We start from the raw sequence: 20,822 nt of genomic DNA, 5'->3' as shown, positions 1-20,822 counted from the left end.
CATTATTACTGCGCTTTTCTAAATTTTTCATTATAAATTATAAATTAATTATTATAAAAATAATGATTAAATATATATTTTATCATTGTGGTCAAATATGGGATATAATATATGAAATTTCTAAAAACAAATTCATTTAAAAAACTATGTTTACTCGCTTTTTTATTTAATATTAATAGCGCTTTTTGCTCTTCCACTGGACCTAGAGAGGAACCTTTTTCGAGGCTTTATCTTGAAGGCACCTATGTGAATTTATCGCCAAATTCTAAAATATACGCCAATAATAGAATGCAGGCCGAAATTGAAATTTATTATCAGTTGAAATCTAATTACACGTTTGACAATGCAAGTCTCAAAAAACTCTATACGGCGGAAACGATTGACTCGCTCTCCGTCTCAGATTCTCACAGCGGGTATGTATTAGATATCAGGCTTGAGGATGGAAGTAACCGAAACAGACGAAGAGAAGGCTATAGGAGTGTTTCTAAGTTTGTTTCAGGTAACCGTGCAGATGTTTATCATCTGTGTGTCCAAGCGACGGCCACCAATAATATCACTGGTGAATCTCTTACCCAAAATACTTGTAATGGAACCACAAACAAATCTTCTGCCATCGTCGAATTGTTGACCCCAAGAACCTTTACCAGTTCAGATTTTACCTACGAAACAAGCAATAGCGGATGGAGTGATGGGGCCATTCTTCATCTCAATAAGTATAAGCCTAACAATTTTACGCTCCAGAAAGTTTGGCAAGAAGGGGGGCTGAGATTTAATAATGACCACCATAGGTTGCTGGGGACTTATAGCAACAGCCAGTCCTCTTCCGCCTTATACTGGATATATGATACAGATGCTGGCCATATCAACATACCATTTTCAACTACCTATGACACTGGCTGGAAAGACCGGGTTGTCTATGGCGATCTCAATACAGATGAGGCCATTATATTCGTCAGCTCATTTGGGCGCGGTATTTACAGCAGCAACTCTGCTAACATCTCTAAAGCATTTCCTCCCTATGACTGGAACCAAAGTATTAGTCCTGATGGAAAAATAGTGTATTTCGAAGATAAATTTGGCAATAGAGGATACTTTAGTTTTTCAAGAACTAGCTACAATGATTATTTCGAGGAAGGGTACTATTTAAGAAGAATACATAGTGAACATAATTAATAGGTGATTAATAAAATGTCTTTTTTATCGAATGCACATAACTTCTCAATTATTAATAATTCAGGTGTCGATCCTAGGACTGGGGCTTATATATGTTCAATAAGGCTCGCTGATTTTATATCACATAAAACCGTAGGTTCTCCCATTTCCTTGGTATTAAACTATCGTGCCGAAAGTGTTCGAGATGAAGGGTTTGGGAGAGGCTGGCTTCTTTCTTTCAGTCGTTTTGACAAAGAAGATAGTATTATTTACCTGAGCTCAGGACAAAATTATAAAGCGATTTATAATCATCAGACTAATGAATATAAACTCCCATACAGAAAAATTAAAGATATTAAGTTACTCTATTCTCTCAGTAATAATGAAATTAATGTTATCTATAAAAGTGGGATTGTAGAATCGATAGACTATGAAACGGGAGCCTTGAAAAAGATCACCTCCATCCAAGGCTTGGAAACAACATTCCACTATAGAGAGAGTGACCAAACTAGCAAATTGTGGAAAATAACGGATGGCTCAGGAAGAGAATTACGGATAGATTATTGGTCTGAAGACTTAAAAACAACGGTCACACAGGTTGTAGGTGGAGAAACCTATCAAACACTGGTTGTTGATAAAGAAAGCAATGGTATTTATAAAAGATTAACAACGCTTCATTTACCTGATGACGAGTCGAATATCACTTTTGAGTACGAATACCTGAGTAATATTAACTATGATCTCCTGACAGTCTTTTCTCATCCCAGTGGCCTGAAAGAAATCCTCACTTACCAAAATGAAGGGCACAGCTTTCCGAGCGGTGGGCCGGTCAGTAAAGTCCCTTATGTGACTATGCATCGATTTGTCGCTGGGAATAATCAACCTGACCGAGTAACAAACTATACTTATTCAGATAAAAACTATCTCGGTTTTGCTAGTGAAGCCGCGTTCGTCAATGGAGAAGATACTCTATTCAAATCTAGGAGTGACTATGAGTATAGTAGTGTCGAGAAAATAAATAGCACGCAATCCATAACACGGTCTTATAATAAATATCATTTACAAAAATCTATAGAATATCGCCACAATGAGGTTCTTTACAGAAAAGAAGAGTACGTTTATTACGCGGAGATAAATACCAGTATTGAGCATCAACCAGCCAATTACTCATTTCTGAAGGAAAAACATGAAACTCACTATGAAGATTCTGATTCTAGAACGTTTGTCCATAAGTATCAGTACGATGATTATGGGAATCAAACCTTAATTCGAGAGATAAATGGTGATCAAACGAAGCGAGTCTATTACACCTCTTCAGGAGAGGGTCAAGCATGCCCTCCAGAGCCTAATGGGTTTGTTGCCTTCCTGCAGGAAGAAACTTTCCAGCCAGCTTCCTCTATTACTAGTCATGAACAAGAGAGGAAAAGTGTCTTCACCTACCAATCCTTACCCCGCATCGGAGGAGGCAACTTTGTCGTCCTTAAACATGAAGAGAGCTCTCTGAGTCGTGTAGATTATGTTTACTTTAACAATGTTGAAGAGCTTACTCATGGTCAATTACAAAAAACCTCTACTTTTATCAATGATTTTGTTTCACGAAAGGACTTGTCGTACCGTTATACCGACCAAGATGTTGAAATTACAAGCGCACTAACAACACATGATAATTTAGTCGTTACCACCCAAGTCAAGCATGATTTAAAGAGTGGTGAAGCCGTTCAGTGGGTCGATAGTGAAGGAGTTATCTCAAGTTGTCGATACGATCTTCTTGGTAGGCGGACTCGAGAGATAAAGGCGGAAGGGACGGATTATGAAGCGGTAGTGAAGTATGTCTATCGTGTTGGTGATGGGCTCAATCAATTGAAGAGCATAGAGCCTACCGGTATCCAAAGCGTCGAAGACTACAACAATGCAGGCAAGGTCATTAAGACAAAACGAAGTGATCTTAATGGTCAACTCATCGTGTTGAGTGAACTCAGCTATAACAGCCTGGGTCAATTGATTGAGCAGCAAGAATTTGATAACTTTTCGACCAGTTCTTCAATGGTAACTAACTACGAATACGATGCCAGAGGCAACCTTAGTAAAATCACCCACCCAGAGGGAAGGATAGAAGTCATCAAGCAAAACCCCGTCAAGATGACTATAAACTATTCGATACAAGGTTTGCTTTCAGAAATTCGTTCTTTTGATTTAATGGGTAACTTATTAACAAAGGAGCTGCTCAACAGTCATGGGAAACGGTTAGCGTTTTTCCAGAATACTTATGATGCCTTAGGCAACTTGGTGTCGAGCACAGACCAGAAAAGTCATACTGTTGAATACACCTATGATACCGCAGACCGAGTTGTTTCAACACGTCAAATCTACGATGGTGAAACGCTTGAAATATCAAAAAAATACGTCCGTTACAGCCATGATCTTTTGCCTGTTGAAACCAGTGTTAATAATAAAACCATTGGGATTAGGGTGTATGACGGGCTATCTCGCATGGTATCTGAAGTGTCGAGTTCTGGAACTGAAAAACAGTCTTTTAGCGGGGCTTCTCCAATTCCCACGAGGGTTGTTATGGCGGATGGTAATGAACTCGAGATAACGTACAATAAGTATTTGAAGAAAGCCACGGCCTATAATGTTTCAGGCAACGAAGCGTTGAATGTCACCTATCACTACGACGCAAAATCTGGTCATCTAGTACGTGCAGAGAATAAAAATCTCATCAGTGCTTATGTGTACTTTAAAGATGGGATGACGAGAGAGGAGATGGCGTTTTTCCCCAATACGTCTGTTAGACTTTTTAGCTTTGAACAATATCACCTTTCAGGCAGGCTGGATTTTAAGCACGATTATTTTGGTAACGTCGTTAGATACAGCTATGACCGCTACGGAAGAATGTTTTATATCGAATATATTAAGCAAGATTCGAATAATGAGAGTGTCCATACATTCAGCACTTTAAATTATGATCACTATAGTCGCTTGGTCGGATGTGATACTTATAGGGGAAATGATCACCTTCAAATTAAACTAGAATTAAACGATGTCGGACTAGAAACGAAAAGAAGTGTTCATCTAAACTCTCAATTACAGTTTTCTTTGCAACAAGTTTATAACGATGAACTTCAAATCAGCCTAAAGACACTCGAAAGAGACAACAAAACAACGGTTGAAAAAATGTCATACGATGATTTCCATCGACTAGTTGATTATCAGTGTGATGGCTTTGAACACCCCAAAGATACATTTGGCAACAAAATCATTCGACAGCAATATAGTTATGACTTGTACGGCAATATAACCAAACTTATCACGTTTTTTTCAGACGGTACCGACAATATTTGTACATATACTTATGATACTGATGACGTGGTGCGTCTTACGTCAATCTCTAATACCCACATTAGCTACTCTGAATCGGCTAACTTAACTTATGACACATCAGGAAACATAACTAAAGATGAGCGGGGGGCGCTTTATCATTATGACGCTCTTGGTCAATTGAATTCAACTTCTCTGCCTATTAACAACAAGTCTTATCAATTCGAATACGACGCTCAAGGGCGTGTAGTGGCGCAAATTGGGCAAGACGAACCCAAGATGGAGCTTTATTATCAAGGTGACCAGATAGTCAACGAATTATACGATGGATGGCACACTTGTTACCATAACGTGGGTGGTTTATGGACGGACCGTACTATTTCTTCGTACCTCAAGTTTAATATCAGCCCTTCAAATTATGATACCTCGGTGCATCTTGCTGAACATCAATACTTACTAGGAAACGCCCAACATAGTGCTATCGCTACTCTAACCTCACACCATGGCGATGATACTATTTCGACAGAATACAAAATGTACACCCCCTATGGACAAGGTTGAGGTGAAGGCGTGATTTATAGAGGAAATGTTTATCATGAATAAGAATTATGGTTCATCCGGTGTTAATCAAAGATATATAGATCTATCAAAAAGAACTTTTATCAAGTATTCCACCTCATTGGCTGCTTTATCCCCGTTTATTTACTTTACTCCAAGATTTCTCTTAGCTGGCGAAGCCTTTAAATCAAAATTTGAATCTTCAGGGTTAATTGTGCCTGTTAAATTTTCTCAGAGTCGGTTAGGTTTTAATGGCGAACGTGAGATTAGCGACATTGGTTCAGGGCTATATCATTTAGGCAATGGTTTTCGGATTTATAGTTCAGGTTTGACTCGCTTCCATTCTGCAGATGTGTTGAGTCCTTTTGGAGAGGGAGGGAGTAACTCCTATAGCTATTGTTTTGGCGATCCTGTGAATTTGCGTGATCCCAGCGGAAAGTTTGCGATATCCAGTTTAATTATAGGGGCGATTGTAGGGGCAATTCTAGGGGCGGGCATCTCCGCAACTGCAGAAGGAATTCGTGCGATAGTGACGGATACGCATTTTGAATGGGAACAAGTTGGGATTGGGGCCGCACTTGGCTTTATCTCAGGAGGATTTGGCGCGGCAGCAACGGGAGCAAAAACCAGTGTACAAGTGGGCCTCGCGATTGCTGATGCTTCTGTGTCAAGTGCAGTTAGCTTTGGTCTTGAATTGGCGACTGGCTCAAGTGCCAAAGATGCCGCTTTAAATGCGGGAATTGGGGCGGTAATAGGCCTTGTAACGTTTGGGGCAGGAAGAGGGATCGGGGTGGCTCGTAGCAGAAGAGCATTGATGGCTACACGACGCCAAGCGATGGAGATGGTTGAGTTAAGACATTGGTCCCCTCTTGAAGATCTCACGACCATAACAAGGCAGCGCTCACCAGGTTATCAAAGAGCAGCAGCTATCTACAGGAGCGCCGACGATTATGTCTACAGCCATGGGGGGATTGGGTTAACCATGACGCCAGATGGTTTTAAAACAGCTGGACGGCTTGCGGAGTATCTACCAGAGGGCGCGCGAAGCGTTCAGAGGTTTAATTTGCAAACCTGTTTCGGGGCGACCGGAGGAAGCATGTTTTCTCAAGGGCAGGCTTTAGCCAATCATCTAAATACTAGAGTGGTTGCTTGGCCAGGTAACTACGTCCGCAACCTACCCGCAACTTCAGGGAGAGTGTTCAGACCTCAAGCCCCTGCATTAGCCAGGGTGACCAATAGCTTCAATACCGCGGCTGGTAACCTGAATAAACTCGTCATTTATGGTAGGAATCCGTCTTGGTTATGATAGTTAGAATGACAGTAATTTTTAACTAATGTGCTTTTTTACAAAAAATCTAGAGGTAAGTTGGTGGGGATAGGGGTTGTTGCCAAATTTGGGTAAAAGTAAAAAACTTCTGTCTGGCCTTTTGCCGAGTCCCGTCCTATGGCTAACTTTTAGTTCAAATGGAAACATAATATTCTCCCAGTTTGGTTGTTTATTTCATTATTGTAGCGGATTACTACAGGTGGATGCCGGCATTGCAACTGAGCTTGAAGCAGCAGCGAGTGAGAGCGTCCGGTTATTGGTTCTTTATCATCGAGGGGGAGTTCACGCTCAAGCGATAATGTAACACTCTTCTTGTCTGGGCCTTCATTAGTATTAGAAGTGCTTATCTCACTGGCATATGACACTTTTAACATTGAAGGTTGCAACCCGATCGCTGTCGCATTCGCAATGAGCAACCCAGGCTCGGTATCACCTTGTTGAACAAAACCAGCAGAACGGGCTGGTAGGAGTAACTCTAACTCGAGGGGCGAGTCGTTGGGGATGATGCTTAAAATCGGTGTGCTTGGCTGCCCACTTTGGCTTGATAGGCAAGATAAAATGGCGACCACTTAAGTTAGGTGTGTTAGTAGAGGGGATGACGAGCGGAGATTGCATTGTGTTTGCTGAAGTCAGTCGAATTGCACGTTCAACGTTACAAGTACTAGAGGTACTCGAAGTGTGCATGAAAAAGAAAATTAATGTCTATATTGCAAAGGAAAACTTACAGTTATATGGCTCGAGGCAATCTCATATCACCGCTAAGGTGCTAGGAATTGCGGCAGAAATCGAGCGTGAGTTGATCTCGCTGAGAACGAAGGAAGCGCTCGCCGCCAGAAAGAAAAACGGAATGATTCTCGGAAGACTGAAGGGCCAAGCCGAGAGGGTGAAGCGCCGAGTACGCTGCGTGACTATATGAAGCTAAGGGTTAAGAGAGTTGTGAAAAGTGCTTGGCGGGAGACATGTGCTTACCAAAAACGGCTGCAATAATGAGGAGCTCTTGTTTTCGAATGTAGTAAATCACATGGTGCTTCAAAGGAAAGCGGAAGTAGTCCATTGTGTTTGCCCCCATCGCTCTAATGTATAGCGACGAATATCAATGAGATCAGACTGCGCTGCATAAGAAAGCTTATATTGCGTCATTAATCAAATTTACCTTGGTCAAGTGCATTCATGAAATCGTCACCGTCGACTAGGTTATCTGATAGAACATCGGCCTCTGCTTGTTCGAAGCGCGATTTCACCACCATCAATTTCAGGGCTTCAAGTTGCTCATATTCTTCACAAGACATCATCACCGCAACCGGTGAACCGTTCTTATTGATTTGTACGGGTTCACGTTGAGCCTTCATTAGTAAATCGCCAAATTTAGTTTTAGCTGTATTAGCAGTAAGTGATTGCATAATATTCTCCTTTTCGTTCATTATAAACGAATCGAACGCTTTAACTGATTTGTATGATTTTAGTTATACGGTTAATCCAATGGCGTGTCCATAAAGGTGTAATTTAGTGGATACGACTTGTTACCCCTCTCAGAACTGTCCAGTTAGTCTTTTAAATGTATATGTACACTTAATTAAAACTATCTTAATGTTCACTTTAGGGTTCATTTCATGAAAATTGGCTATGTCCGTGTCAGTATTCAAGACCAAACGCTCGACGTTCAACTTGAACAGGTTAAAGCTATAGGTTATGAAAAATTCACCAAGAGCAAGCGAGGGGGGGGGAATCCCCAGAGAGAGAACTGCTTAACCTGTTGCTGGACTTTGCGAGGGAAGGGGATGTTATTCACGTTACTAAAGTCGACCGTATTTTGATCGTAATACCATTGATGCTTTGCAAATTGCTGAGCAGCTAGCGAGAAAGAAAGCCGGTTTGGTCTTTCATTACTTGGGCGATTTGGATATTAACAGTGATGTGGGCAAGAGCGCGCGCTCAGAAGGGAGGCACCTCTAAGACGCTCACCAACTCATTCAAGAGATTGCAAACCAAGGCATGAATAAACTGAGCTCAGTAAAGAGTTAGGGTGTAGTCGGACGACTGTTTATAAGGTCTCGGGATAAAAGTGTAGGTGAATTTGTAAAAAATCGTATTTTGCAGGGCAGCAGGAAGATATATGTTAACTTCAAATTAAACCTTTACAAAAACGAGATAATGGATAATAATGTCATCGCTCTGTTGTTCAGAGTTATTAAATGAAACATCAAGTTGTAAAAGTAAAACCCTCAGAATTCCTCGTTATTGTTGTTTTCCTCAGTGTTTCCCTTAGCTTCATAGATACATTAAATAATTCCAGCTCTCAGCGCATCGCATTTTGCGATTAATTTTTATCTTATATAAGGGACACAATATGTCTAACAAAACAAATGGCGTAGTAAAATGGTTTAACGAAGAGAAAGGTTTTGGTTTTCTAACTCAAGACAACGGCGGTGCTGACGTATTCGTTCACTTCCGTGCTATCGCATCTGAAGGTTTCAAGACTCTTAAAGAAGGCCAACAAGTGTCTTTCGAAGTAGAGCAAGGCCAAAAAGGTCTTCAAGCTGCAAACGTTGTAGCTGCATAAGATTTTAAGTAGGCGCGAGCGGAGATACCGCTTGCGTCACTTCCCCCCATCTTAGAGTACTTATTTATAACTCCCCACGAAAATATCCAATATTCTCCCAATACTTTTTGTATTTGTCGTTACGTTTCTTATTTACTTCGTTTTTATAAATAAAATTATTAATATATCTCAATAGTAGTATCTCTAAAAGACTGCTAGCTTCGTTATATCTAACGAAAATAAATAAGGATCAACCATGTCTCGAACAACAGGCCGTAAACTTTTTTGGTTTCAACAACAAAAGAAAAAAACGATAAATAATAAATAGGAATAGTATGAAGATCACATTTAATTTATTTAAAGATAACCTCTCTTGGGGTGGGATTATTCACCAACTTAATGGTGATGTTTTAAGGCGCCACGTGTTAGTGAGCGGAAACGTGGATGATATGAATATTAAATTTTCATACTGCGAAACGACTTTAACAGGCAGCATTACTGATCAACATGATTGTGTACTTGGTGATTTTAGTATTTTGGCTTAAATCTAAAGCACAGGCTTGTAATTAAGCTTACTAATAATTGATTACACAGTTGTCCGACTGAACCCTAACTCTTTGTTGATTGTGTGCTTGATATCTTGCTCCGTAGGCTATTGACTACTTTGGTAAAGCGGCTTGTTAGGAAATCGGTCGACATGCATTCCTCGGCTCGTAATCGCCCCCTGATTCCATTGTAATACAGCAAGATGCGCTTCTTCATATTTCAGCGGAGGCGGAAATTGTGGTGTAAATGACTCTATATACACCTCTATTTATAAACCCTAGCCCTTAAAGTGCTTTATCAAATACTTCGGGCGTAATGTTAATATACCAATCTAAATTTACTTTCTTGCGCCTGATTAGCCCTCGCTCCTCAATAATTTCACAAGATACGCGGAAGTTGTTTGGAGGGACCTCTCTCCTAAGAAGTTGGTTAATAGCATGGTTGACCACCGTAGACTTACCTTCTTTGACTCCCTTCACGAATCCCTTTGCCAAACAACTTAATATCTCTTTTTGGATTTGGCTGAGTCTTTGATTTCTCATTTCATATTTTTATTATTCCTTGTAGCAATGATTAAACTTTAAATTTGAGAAGGAGGGTATGTTGTTTGGGTATACCTTATTGTCACTAGTTGAAAATTGCACCTAACCATTAAATGTCATAATATAAATGACATACCTATTTAGATCATAACCTAAAAGTCACTTAATCAAAATTATGTACATATTTGGATACTTAAGAGCATCAACTATCGAACAAGATGCAGAAAGAGCAAAAAAGACCTTATCAGAATTTGTTGAACAAAAAGGACTTCGTATTGCTGCTTGGTATGTTGAGCAAGAATCTGGCGCTTCGTTGCAAAGACCTAAATTACTGCAATTATTAAGTGATGCTAAAAAAGGGGATTTGATCATGATTGAGCAGATTGATCGACTCTCTCGTCTAAATGAATCTAGTTGGTCTAAATTGAAAGAAATGCTGTACGAGAAGGAATTGAAAGTCATTAGCTTGGATTTACCAACTAGTCACATCGCCATGGCTCCTGAAATATCCGATGAGTTCACGAATTCGATGATTAAAGCGATCAATAACATGATGATGGATATGCTCGCGGCGATTTCTCGTAAAGATTACGAAGATCGACGTCGACGCCAAAAGGAAGGCATAGATAAAGCTAAGACAATGGGCAAGTATCGAGGAAGAAGGCCCGATTTAGAGTTGCACGAACAAATCTACAAACTTCGAGTTCTTAAGGAGATGAGCATCAATGAAACAGCTAAGTTTGTGGGAGTGTCACCACGAACGGTCGTTCGTGTCGTCAAAAGAATGAGAGTTGAGCGTAACGAGAGCTAGGCATGTCTCACATCAAGTTGGGCCGGAATCGAGCAATTTTATAGCAGAAAGCGAAGTGATAGCGCTATTCGTGAGGGTTGTCTTCGTAAAGCAGGAGCCTCGCCCTTAAACTAGCAAGGCTTTATACTTTCTCGGCTAATGAGAAAGTTGTGCTAGTTCGTCTTTATTCAATCCTGTGACATCCATAATGGCTTCCTGATCTAGACCATTAAGCATCATCTTGCGCGCCATCTCCTTGAGGGCTTCTTGGCGTCCTTCTTGGCGTCCTTCTTGGCGTCCTTCTTGACGTCCTTCTTGACGTCCTTCTTGGCGGCCACGTTGCTCGCCTTGTTGGCGCAATTGTTCTGCAATAGTCATAAGTGTGTCCTCGTGTTTCGGTACTGATGAGGCTAGTGACGTAATTAACGCCTCTAGGTTGTTCGTTTCACCCACTTGGAGTAAGTAGCTCATCAATGACTGTACTTGCTTATCTGTAGTGTAATCGGTTAAGAGCAATGTGACCAGAGGCTCAAAGAAATCCATGATATCCCGATGCCTTGCGTGCTTTTGGACAAGCTCAAGCAATGCGATGCGGCGATGCTGCATTATCTCATCATCGGAGATGACCGTGACATCGACTAATGGAAAATCTTGAGTATAGAGCGCTTTAGCTATAAGAGGGTTAACGAACCCTTTTAACCAATTCATCTCATACGGGTAGGGCGAGACCTTACCATGGTAAAACTGCAACGGGATCACCAGAGGTAAGCGCTCATGGCCAGCTTCAATATGTTGCTGCATGGCGGCGATAGCGTAACGCATTAGTCTGAATGCCATGTGTTTATCTGGTCGACTCTGGTGCTCGATTAACGCGTAGACGTAACCTTCCCCCTGAGACGTTGTAAGAGAATAAAGGACATCCGAATAGTAAGGCCGTAAACTTTCTTCAATAAAGCTGCCTGATTCGAGTTTTAGGGTCGTCAAATCACAGATTTCACGCAGCTCAGCAGGCAGGTGAATATCCAATAAGTCCTTAGCGGTTTCTGGATGAGTGAGAAACTGCTTAAAGAGGGCATCATGTGGGGTTGGCGTGGTCTTTTTCATTTTATTATCCTAACACCAAATGAGTTAAATCAGTATCACGATAGGGATTCTGCGCTAGCTTAATTTCTGCTCACGCATCAATTTAGATTATTTAATGTGATTCCCTGTAGTGGTCAACAAATTCCGGACACTGACTTAAGCCGATTTTCGGCACTTACTGGCGACAGCCCATCATTTGCTTGATGAGGCCGTTGCCGATTATAGTAACTCATCAGGTAATGGCTGATGTCTTTCTTAGCTTGAGCTTGTGTCAGGTAACCTGTTGCTGGTATCCACTCGGTTTTCAAGCTTCTAAATAGCCGCTCCATGGGAGCGTTGTCCCAACAATTACCACGACGACTCATGCTTTGAGTTATACGATATCGCCAAAGTCTTTGGCGATATTTACGGCTGCTATATTGGCAGCCTTGATCTGAATGGAACATCACGTTCTTTGGACATCCTCGTTGCTCCCAGGCCATCTCCAAAGCTTTAGATACTAATTCTGTATCGGGCTTATCGGATAAAGACCACCCCACAACGCGTCGGCTAAATAGGTCAAGCACTACCGCTAAATAGGTCCACTTCGAACCTGACCAAATATAAGTAATATCGCCACACCAAACACGATTCGGAGTACTGACAGAAAACTCACGCTTCAGTAGATTTGGAATATCTAGCCTTTCTACTTTTGCATGTCTATATCGATGCGAACCTGGCTGTTTACTCATTAAATCAGCTTCACGCATTATCTGGCGAACCTTGAATCGTCCGGCTTTTATGCCTTCTTCGCTCAGCATCGAGACAAGAGTACGACTGCCAGCAGAGCCTCGACTCATGTTGAAGAGTTCTTTAATTTGGCTAGCTAGACGAATGCGACTGGCATCCGGCTTGCGTTGCTTAAACTCGTAGTAACAAGATGAAGCTACGTTGAACAGTTCGCAAAGCATTTTGACCGATTCAAGCTCCCTCAACTTGTCTATTAACGAGAACGTTCGAGTTCGTCCGACATTAAGAGAGCGGTGGCCTTTTTTAATATGGATTTTTCTCGTTCTAGCCGGTTAATCCGGGCTTCTAACTCTTGGATTTTCTTTTGCTCAGGCGTGAGGGCTTTGGTCGTTGGTGTCATCCCACCTCGCTCAACTTTGAGTTGGTCGACCCATCGCCGTAAAGCCGTTTCACCTACGCCCATAGAGTTAGCTGCTTCAGGTATGGAGTACCCTTGATCAAGAACCAAACTTGCAGCATCTATTTTGAACTCAGTAGAAAATGTACGTCGTTGTCGTTTTGTCATTGAACACCTCATTTATGGTGGAGACTTTACCACCTAATTTGGTGTCCGGGATCATTAGACCACTACACCCAAGGGAGGTTGACGGGGGAGTGTAAAATGAGAGCAGAGTGCAACAATAGTTAGCCACGCCTAACATTAAGTAGGCTTTCTAACAAAACTCTATTAATCGATTAGGTTTGTAGTAGAAAGCCCCTCTCAATTAGGCCTTTTTCTACAGCGAGATTTATATGCTATAAACGCTGTAACAACAATGGTTAATTGACTAACATGTATCGCTCGGGGATGTTTTAAAATCATCAAATTTTAAGATTAGGTTTTTTGGTGAAGTTTGTGTTTTGGGGAGTCACACTTGGAGTTCTGTAAATAAGTGTACGTTATGAAGCCAAAGTCAAAATACCAAGGGTAGCGAGTAAACAAGAGACTATTTTCGTTTTAAGGTTCGTGCGCTCTTTTAAAAAGAAGTAACCAAAAAGAATATCGAGGATGAAGGCTCCTTGGAATAAAACCATGACTAAACTAAAAGCGCTAGTGTTAAGCACTTTTAAGAGAAAATAGTAGCTTGCTGTTCCGCAAGTGGCTGTTATTACGGCGTTAAATAGAACTTTTTTGATTAACCTATAATGAACTTTAAATAGTAGAGGCGTCAAAAAAGCGGTTCCAGAAAAACCGATAAAAAGGATAACGCTAGTAGGTAAGTACAACGTAAGTACTTTATCAAAACCAATGGCTAGAGTGAGAAAGATTGGCGCGAGCCACGCGTGTAGATTGTTTGAAAAAAGAAGATTCATGTTGTTACTTGTGCTGATGAGCAGTGAAGCGACAAGTATCAGTATAACGCCAGTCATTTGAAGGAAAGTCAGTGTCTCATTTAAAAAGCTAACCCCGAACAGAGCACTCCAAATGATCTTTGTTTTAGAGATTATCGAGACAACGCCTAATTCAATTGAAGCACGAGCCCTAAAGGTTGGTACGCAAACCCAAGCCATGAGAAAACACTGAATATACTTAAAAGCAACAGCTCCCAAAGTTCACTTGTATTGTCGAATTTTGTAGGGATTTGTTCGATTTCGAAGATAACAAACAGAGCAGCGAGTAAACTGCATGTGATTTGATAGGCTAGTAAATATTCATTACATAAAGGATTTTTCTTAAGAAAGACTCGTGAAATCCATTTGTCTAATGAACTTAAAGTCATAGCTAGAGCTAATATAGTGTAGGAACTTATCATTGTTTCTCAATGTGAATCGAGGTCTTGCATTTTATGAGTTCAAATAGTTTTCGGTTATTGGGGCTACTCTCTTCTCCTTTAGTAATAGCAACGTGATTATAATCAGTTTCAATTTTAGCTATGACATTTGGAATGACGCTTTGAAGCATGAGTAATTCGAAAACCAATTTACTTAAAGGAGTTCCGGGGAAAAACTCTTTCTTTTGAAACTCACCCGGCCAATGCGCCCATCCCCAATCTTCTATGATGTATATCCCACCTGATTTTAGATAAGGGAATGATGTCAAAAAGGCGGCTTTTGTTGGTTCATATAAATGGCTGCAATCATCAATAATTAGGTCTACATTTTTTTTTGGGGAAGTGTAATTCTAATATTTGAATGAGCTTGTCTGTATGATCTTGCTTTACTCCACAATAAGGCTCTATTACCGAGTGTGCTGAAGGCCCCTTTCGGTATTGACTTAAGGCTGGATGTTCTCGACGTTTGTCTATGCCTATGATGGATTCAGGGGTGTAAATCTTATCGAGTAAAACGAGACTCGCCCCGTGATATACCCCAAACTCAATAATGTTTTTTGGACTCCCCCAAGAAACCAAATGAAATTCAACTTCGTCATCAATGGAGAAGTGTTCTTCATTATGCCAGCGTATTTTATCTCAAGGGTCATTATAACTATTCATACTTAGTATAGGCCTGATAATTTCCATAGCCTGCAATGCTACTGTATGTAAAGATTTGATATTAATAAATTATTAATTAATTATTAATTAATTATTAATATAGTTGATAATTTTTAGTTTATTCTCCTTAGATCGTTTTACTTTATTTAACGCTTCTTTCGAAAATTCAAAGATAGAGGGAACATAATGGATAAGTCCGAGCTAATATTAAAGACCACTAAGGAATTAAAAGACATAGCTGAATCAGGGGCTAATAAAATTGCATTGGCCATGCAAGAAGCAAAAAAAGCTAATTACATAATTTAATCATTAAGGTCGCCTATATCACCGTAGTGACCGATAAATAATTAGTGGTGGTAATTATTTCCTATTGTTAGTATCGGGTTTATTCTTTTTAAAACATTTAATGACTTAACGCTCAATAGCGACCGAGGGATTCATGAAAAAGACTAAAAGAAATTTAACTCTCGCTTCTATTGTGATCGTAATTATAATTATGCACAGCCAAAGAAATACGAAACCAAATTTTACTTTCCCGGAGTGCGAAGAAGAAAGAAGCGTTAATTCCAATGTCACCTTTTATATTGATAATCAGATTGGTAACAAGGAAGAGTTAAAAGGCAGATTGCAAGAAGCGGTAAAGATGTCTAATACGATACTGTCTAACTCATGCATCCCTATAACTCGTGTGTTCAAGGATAGCCATTCTGTATCAATATCTCATGACAGTATGTCTATCTCCTCTGTGCATTCAGACCTAAAACAAGCAATCAGTTCTTCGAAGGTAAACTCGTTTTTAGACGCTCCAAAAGAGCAGTACGTTTTGGTTTTAAGTGATAATCATCCATTGGTCATCGAAGAGGAGATTAATGGGATGACAATGGTTAACTTGAACGACAGCTTTGTACTGCTTGCGGAGGACTTCCCGATTACCGTGCTAGAACATGAGCTAGGACATTTAGGGTGGGCAATGCATGAACGGCCTAACTCTGAAAGTGGAGACTTTTGGATCATGGAACAGGTCTTTGCTGCAAATAGAAGTAAAGTAAAACCTTATTCTGGAGCTTTTCATTGTTCTAACTACGGGACAGTCATGAGTTATTCTGAAAAGGTTGTCCCTGCTTATTCAAGCCCTCTGAGCAGCAACAACGGTGAACCATGTGGTAATGAAGAGTACGCGGACAATGCCAGAGTTATGCGCGAGTATGCGAAAACTTTGCAGTGAAGTGTCCACCTCTTCATCGTTAGAGCAGAGGTTGTTGAATGCTCCCCTAGTAAATGCACTGTATCAATATATTTTTTGTTCTGTAGTGGCTAAGTGAATTTGACCACTATTAGGGGTTTTGCTGTACCTAAAGTAATCCGTTAAATGCTAATTTAACAATACATATAACACGGAATTGTCCAGAGACGTGTTATGCCGCCATGCATTGGGACTGTGCTCTGGGTGTGCTCTGGGAAAAGATCGCCTTAGTGTTCACTTTTTGGGAGTGGTGTGATTACCGAAGGAGGTTGACGGTCTAAATAGAAATTAGATAGATTTACCGATGATGAATAATGTGTTCAAAGCAAAAAATGATGAGAGGATATTGTACTTCTCAAGCTTTATTGTTTCTGATGTTTTTAGATAGAAGCAGCGTAACTCCGCTCTTCAATACTACAAAGTACAGACTGGATACCGTTGAAGAACGGAAGTTCCAGTTGAATTTCTTTCAATAGGTAAATTAAATGCATTTAAGTGAAAAGAGCTTATTAGGAATGGAAAAAGCAAAAAACCAGTCTTAACTGAGGTTTTTTAATGAAACCAAGCCAACACCAATGTCCCATTTCATAATTGTCTCCGTAAATACTTATAAATATTGAAGCCGAGAGGGATAGAATGAAGCATTATCATGCGAATGATATGACTAAGCATTATTAATGCAGGCTCTAGTCCAAGATAAATGGCAGCGACAGTCATAGACTCCACACTGCCCGGAACCCACGACATCAAGAGTACGATGAACTCCTTATCAATTAGCTTGCTGAATATATATGCAAAAACAACTGTGACTGTAAGACTTAACGTTGTAGCAATAATCCCAGCTCGCGCATAAGAGAAGATATCTACAACGGTTATATCTTTTAGACGAATCCCAATTAATGCCCCTAGAGCGGATGTTGCAATAAAAACAAGCTCTGTCGGGACAAGAAAGTTGTATGACGGTAACTCAGAGTTCACAAACATAGTTGCTAACATCCCAGTCACCATATACGGTGCTGGAGTACCAATTTTATCGAGAAGCAAACCTGAAAAGTAGGCGAGGAAAAGTGGGAGAAGTATCCAAAGGTTGTCTAAGGAAATAGCCGGCCCAGGAACTGGTGAATTGTCCGCTGAGACAAGAAGAGCGGAAGCTATGATTAAGAAAATGAGTCGAACTGTGTGAGTGAAAATCACTTTACTAGAAGGTGAATTGTGATTTTCATTAATGACAAGAACCGCGGCCATCGCTCCCGGGACCGCCCCAAGTAGGCTTTCATATTTTGACCATTTCTCTCGCTTAGAAAGCCAGAGATACGAGGTGAGAAATTGTGCGGACATACAAAGGACGAGTCCCACAAAAAGTAATATCGGATAACCCTTGGAAAGAGTCTGCATAGGGACGATTGAGCCCACTGTGGCACCAAGGATTAACTGTACTCCGGTCAATGTGCTTTTGGGAAGAGCTAGAGTAAACCCTGTTTTTACCGTTAACAAAAGAGCAATCAGGGCACCGAACATTACACCTAGTGGTATCTCGAAATATGTAAATAAGAGCGAGCCAACCAAAGCTATGAATGAGGCTAGATACATGTTTTGGTTTCCCCTTTTTTTAGCTTGAAGGATGACAATAAAGTGGAGATTTGGTTATTAATCATATCTATGTTATTGACTATGTAAAAATCACCACAAGTTATCCGCCCAAGAGCATACAAGCCCATTTGAATATCACCAGTTTCTGACTTAGCAGGCTATCAAGTACCGGATTGCTTCTATCGAGTGAACGTTGTATTCCTGTAGCATTGATGATGAAATCAAAGAAGTACTCCTTTTCTATCTGTCTCTACACAATATTGACCATTGTCTAATCGTTGAGCAAAGTCACTGGCAAGGTAAGATGTATCAGTGCCCGGAATGGAAACCTGATGAGGAAGCTAGTTCCACCCTTGTAGGAGTGGAACTATGGTCGATAATTAAAATGGACAGCTCATATAACCCTGAAGGATTATCTTTTTGGGAGACATTTTGCAGACAGCAGCCTAATTGCCTCTAAAAATCAGTGCGCATGTAGTGCAACTAAACTTTGTGACACAACGAGTAAGACAAGAGTACGAAGAGATATTAATGATGTTAGTGGTCTTTATCATATATACCAATGTCTTTTTTTAAATGGTCAGAAAGGTGTCTCACATCGAGAGATGCATTTTTATTTTTTCCACTTTTAAAATTATACCTTTTAAATTTAATCCGCAGATAGCGTAAATAGTCTCTAAACTTCGATTTTTTTTGAATTGTTTTCACTGACTTTTCATTTTTCATAGCAACGCACTCTTTTTTATAAGAAAAACCATAATTTTAACGACCAAAATTAATTGAAATTAAGTATCTTTAAACCCAGAAGCTTCGTCTTCATGAGAAAGTTGATTTGATACTAATTATGTTTACTTTAGGGACTGCTGCTCCTTTTCTCTTCAGTGAAAATAGTTTTATTTGTCTTTCCATGAAGAATTCCCTTATTGTTTTGTTACTTATTGCCAGAGTAAGTAGATAGTTACTTATTATTTTATAAGTTAACACAAAGGCTAAGAGCTAATTATTTACATTTAATTTATATTCGTTAAGGGTTTATAATGAAAATCAGGATTAGATACTGTTCACGAAATGCCTCCAGTATATAAAAGGATATTTGATTGGTTTGATGCGATGGTGCGTTCTAGAATTTTTTCATTTCTAGCCTGTATTTTTGGGGTGAAAGTACCCCTGTATAAGAGTAACTTGGCGTTAATGTAAAAACAGTGTGGTCAAATCTACACCCCAACCCCTTCCAATAGGGGCGTTTTTCATCGATAATTTAGCCTCTTAGTGAAAACAAAGACTAATTGGAAAGTGTTCCAAAAATGCCCCTGTATTTTCAATTTTTGACCACACCCTACGCCAGTATTGCCATTCAGTCGAAGGTGAACGTGATCGTGCTGAGTCGTCTTTTGGGGCATGCTGAAGCGGAAACGACGCTAAAGTATGCGCATTTGGGACGTGAGGACGTGTGTCAGGCGGCCTCTCATGTGTCGGGTGTACTCGTTAAGGGGATGCGCTCATGAAGTCACTGTTATTCACTTCTAAAGTGATTCAATCTCTTCATTCAAAAACTCGAACGTATACGGTGTGGGATACCAAAATTCCCGCGTTAGGGGTTAGAGTCTATGCCGATGATCGCCGTTTCTATGTGACTTATCTACCCATTCCCAATAAGACGTTAGCGGCCGTGTGTAGTGGTCAACTGATATTGGCCACGTTCCTAGAGTTTAACCAGAACAATCGTTCTGATTCATTGGGAGTCAAACCACCGTTGTATTGGTGCGGGCGGAGTTGGCAATAATACCCAATAATGTATCGAGTAATTTCTTGTTGTGCCTCTGCAAAGCTCCGATAACCTACTGTAGGTATCCATTCCGTCTTCAAGCTTCTAAAGAAGCGTTCCATTGGTGCATTATCCCAGCAATTTCCTCGTCGAGATAAGCTTTGCTTGATCTGAAAGCGCCACAGTAATTGCCGATAACTTCGGCTTGTATAATGACTGCCTTGATCACTGTGAAACATGACGCCCTGTGGTTTACCACGAGACTCATAAGCCATGGCAAGAGCCTTACGAGTTAATCGACTATCGGGCGATAATGACATTGCCCAACCAATCGTTTTTCTAGCGAACAGGTCTAAAACTACGGCTAAGTACATCCAACGATAGCCAGTCCAAACATAAGTAACGTCACCAACCCAAACTCTGTTTGGCTCCGTAACTGCAAACTGGCGGCCTAAGAGGTTTGGGATCTCAATATGTTCTTGTGATGCTTTACGATACCTGTGTTTTGGCACTTGGCAGCTCACTAGACCAAGGGCTTTCATGAACTTCGTTGCTCTGTAGCGACTCAGGTTAGTTCCCTGACTCGTTATTATGTCAGCAATGGTTCTCGCTCCCGCAGAACCGTTGCTTGCGGCATGTGCCTCGCTAACTAAACTACGGAGCTTTGCTGTTTCGGCATCAATTTCTACTGGACGTTTTCGCCAGTAGTTATAACTGCTTCGATGAACATTGAACACTTCACATAATATTTTTACGCTGTGGCTCTGCTTGAGTTTCTTGATTATCAAGAATTGTTCAGTGAGTCCGACATCAACAGAGCCGTGGCTTTTTTTAATATTTCATTATGCTCTTCAAGGCGAGCTAACTTCTTTTTTAATTCACGTATTTCAATTTGCTCAGGCGTCATCGGCGATGCTTTAGGTGCTTTCCCCTGACGTTCCTCTTTTAGTTGGCGAACCCACTTATCCATCGTGGACTTCCCAACATTCATAGCTTGAGCAGCCTCTGTCACAGAGTGGTTCTGATCTAGAACCAGTTGTGCCGCTTCTAATTTGAATTCAGCGCTAAATAGTCTTCTTGTACGTTTTGTCATAGTGTCACCTGTTAACTTATGAGGTGATGATATCACCTCTAACTAAGTGACCAAATTCAGCGTACCACTACAG

General features: G+C 40.5%; 15 protein-coding genes and 3 pseudogenes. 9 read left to right on the top strand and 9 right to left on the bottom strand.

What is annotated here, in order from left to right; translation table 11 throughout:
* Window positions 1–111: 111 nt before the first annotated feature.
* The 4 genes and pseudogenes from AB4482_RS12835 to AB4482_RS12820 all read left to right on the top strand — a co-directional run.
* The gene (locus AB4482_RS12835) at window positions 112–1,173 is read left to right on the top strand and encodes a hypothetical protein (protein WP_229648408.1); all 1,062 of its coding nucleotides are present in this window, start codon (window positions 112–114) and stop codon (window positions 1,171–1,173) included.
* Window positions 1,174–1,188: 15 nt separating this feature from the next.
* On the top strand, window positions 1,189–5,031 hold the full coding sequence (locus tag AB4482_RS12830; protein WP_229648407.1) for a hypothetical protein: 3,843 nt from the start codon (window positions 1,189–1,191) through the stop codon (window positions 5,029–5,031).
* Window positions 5,032–5,065: 34 nt separating this feature from the next.
* The gene (locus tag AB4482_RS12825; RefSeq protein ID WP_229648406.1) at window positions 5,066–6,334 is read left to right on the top strand and encodes an RHS repeat-associated core domain-containing protein; all 1,269 of its coding nucleotides are present in this window, start codon (window positions 5,066–5,068) and stop codon (window positions 6,332–6,334) included.
* A gap of 568 nt (window positions 6,335–6,902) precedes the next feature.
* A pseudogene (locus AB4482_RS12820) lies at window positions 6,903–7,244 on the top strand (recombinase family protein); the annotation flags it as partial.
* Between the two features lie 36 nt (window positions 7,245–7,280).
* Here AB4482_RS12820 and AB4482_RS12815 read toward each other — a convergent pair.
* Together AB4482_RS12815 and AB4482_RS12810 are read right to left on the bottom strand one after the other, a co-directional pair.
* Window positions 7,281–7,495: pseudogene (locus AB4482_RS12815) on the bottom strand (type II toxin-antitoxin system RelE/ParE family toxin).
* The gene (locus tag AB4482_RS12810) at window positions 7,495–7,755 is read right to left on the bottom strand and encodes a type II toxin-antitoxin system Phd/YefM family antitoxin (RefSeq protein WP_069592240.1); all 261 of its coding nucleotides are present in this window, start codon (window positions 7,753–7,755) and stop codon (window positions 7,495–7,497) included. The pseudogene AB4482_RS12815 and the gene AB4482_RS12810 overlap by 1 nt, the downstream one beginning before the upstream one ends.
* Window positions 7,756–7,965: 210 nt before the next feature.
* On the opposite strand from AB4482_RS12810, the pseudogene AB4482_RS12805 reads away from it, so the two are divergent.
* From AB4482_RS12805 to AB4482_RS12795, 3 genes and pseudogenes are all read left to right on the top strand, one after another.
* Window positions 7,966–8,415: pseudogene (locus AB4482_RS12805) on the top strand (recombinase family protein).
* Window positions 8,416–8,702: 287 nt separating this feature from the next.
* The gene (locus AB4482_RS12800; protein WP_102258025.1) at window positions 8,703–8,915 is read left to right on the top strand and encodes a cold-shock protein; all 213 of its coding nucleotides are present in this window, start codon (window positions 8,703–8,705) and stop codon (window positions 8,913–8,915) included.
* A gap of 314 nt (window positions 8,916–9,229) precedes the next feature.
* Window positions 9,230–9,439 carry a hypothetical protein gene (locus tag AB4482_RS12795; protein WP_016800083.1) on the top strand — a complete coding sequence of 70 codons (210 nt, stop codon included), beginning with the start codon at window positions 9,230–9,232 and terminating at the stop codon, window positions 9,437–9,439.
* A gap of 285 nt (window positions 9,440–9,724) precedes the next feature.
* Here AB4482_RS12795 and AB4482_RS12790 read toward each other — a convergent pair whose 3' ends face one another.
* On the bottom strand, window positions 9,725–9,982 hold the full coding sequence (locus tag AB4482_RS12790) for a hypothetical protein (RefSeq protein ID WP_016800084.1): 258 nt from the start codon (window positions 9,980–9,982) through the stop codon (window positions 9,725–9,727).
* 175 nt (window positions 9,983–10,157) lie between these two features.
* Between AB4482_RS12790 and AB4482_RS12785 the strand changes: the two genes are divergently transcribed.
* Window positions 10,158–10,793: a recombinase family protein gene (locus AB4482_RS12785; RefSeq protein WP_017103703.1), complete on the top strand. Its 636-nt coding sequence runs from the start codon at window positions 10,158–10,160 to the stop codon at window positions 10,791–10,793.
* Window positions 10,794–10,928: 135 nt separating this feature from the next.
* On the opposite strand, the gene AB4482_RS12780 is transcribed toward AB4482_RS12785, so the two are convergent.
* The 4 genes from AB4482_RS12780 to AB4482_RS12765 all read right to left on the bottom strand — a co-directional run bounded on the left by AB4482_RS12780 (window position 10,929) and on the right by AB4482_RS12765 (window position 14,664).
* On the bottom strand, window positions 10,929–11,876 hold the full coding sequence (locus AB4482_RS12780) for an Rpn family recombination-promoting nuclease/putative transposase (protein ID WP_102579817.1): 948 nt from the start codon (window positions 11,874–11,876) through the stop codon (window positions 10,929–10,931).
* 113 nt (window positions 11,877–11,989) lie between these two features.
* Window positions 11,990–13,149, bottom strand: a protein-coding gene (locus AB4482_RS12775) for an IS3 family transposase (RefSeq protein WP_372181051.1) whose coding sequence is annotated in 2 segments (ribosomal slippage) — window positions 11,990–12,891 and window positions 12,891–13,149 — 1,161 coding nt in all. Because the reading frame shifts where the segments join, the coding sequence is not laid out codon by codon here.
* Window positions 13,150–13,523: 374 nt separating this feature from the next.
* Window positions 13,524–14,135, bottom strand: coding sequence for an EamA family transporter (locus tag AB4482_RS12770; protein ID WP_372181049.1), 612 nt, complete (start codon window positions 14,133–14,135; stop codon window positions 13,524–13,526).
* Between the two features lie 238 nt (window positions 14,136–14,373).
* The gene (locus AB4482_RS12765; protein WP_017101255.1) at window positions 14,374–14,664 is read right to left on the bottom strand and encodes a hypothetical protein; all 291 of its coding nucleotides are present in this window, start codon (window positions 14,662–14,664) and stop codon (window positions 14,374–14,376) included.
* A gap of 833 nt (window positions 14,665–15,497) precedes the next feature.
* On the opposite strand from AB4482_RS12765, the gene AB4482_RS12760 reads away from it, so the two are divergent.
* A complete protein-coding gene (locus tag AB4482_RS12760) occupies window positions 15,498–16,283 on the top strand; it encodes a hypothetical protein (protein ID WP_102561499.1) in 786 nt (261 codons plus the stop codon).
* A 603-nt stretch (window positions 16,284–16,886) separates the two neighbouring features.
* Here the strand turns inward: AB4482_RS12760 and AB4482_RS12755 are convergent.
* Window positions 16,887–17,891 (bottom strand): AbrB family transcriptional regulator, encoded by a 1,005-nt coding sequence (locus AB4482_RS12755; protein WP_372181048.1) that lies wholly within the window; start codon window positions 17,889–17,891, stop codon window positions 16,887–16,889.
* Between the two features lie 1,680 nt (window positions 17,892–19,571).
* Window positions 19,572–20,749 (bottom strand): IS3 family transposase gene (locus tag AB4482_RS12750; protein ID WP_102420178.1). Its coding sequence is split into 2 segments (ribosomal slippage): window positions 19,572–20,491 and window positions 20,491–20,749, totalling 1,179 coding nucleotides; the frame shifts between segments, so codons are not numbered across the junction.
* Between the last annotated feature and the right edge of the window lie 73 nt (window positions 20,750–20,822).

Source organism: Vibrio sp. 10N.222.55.C7, assembly GCF_041473335.1.
Taxonomy (GTDB): Bacteria; Pseudomonadota; Gammaproteobacteria; order Enterobacterales; family Vibrionaceae; genus Vibrio; species Vibrio crassostreae_C.
Note: the sequence above shows the minus strand (reverse complement) of the source record. Positions and strands in the feature narration are given on the sequence as shown.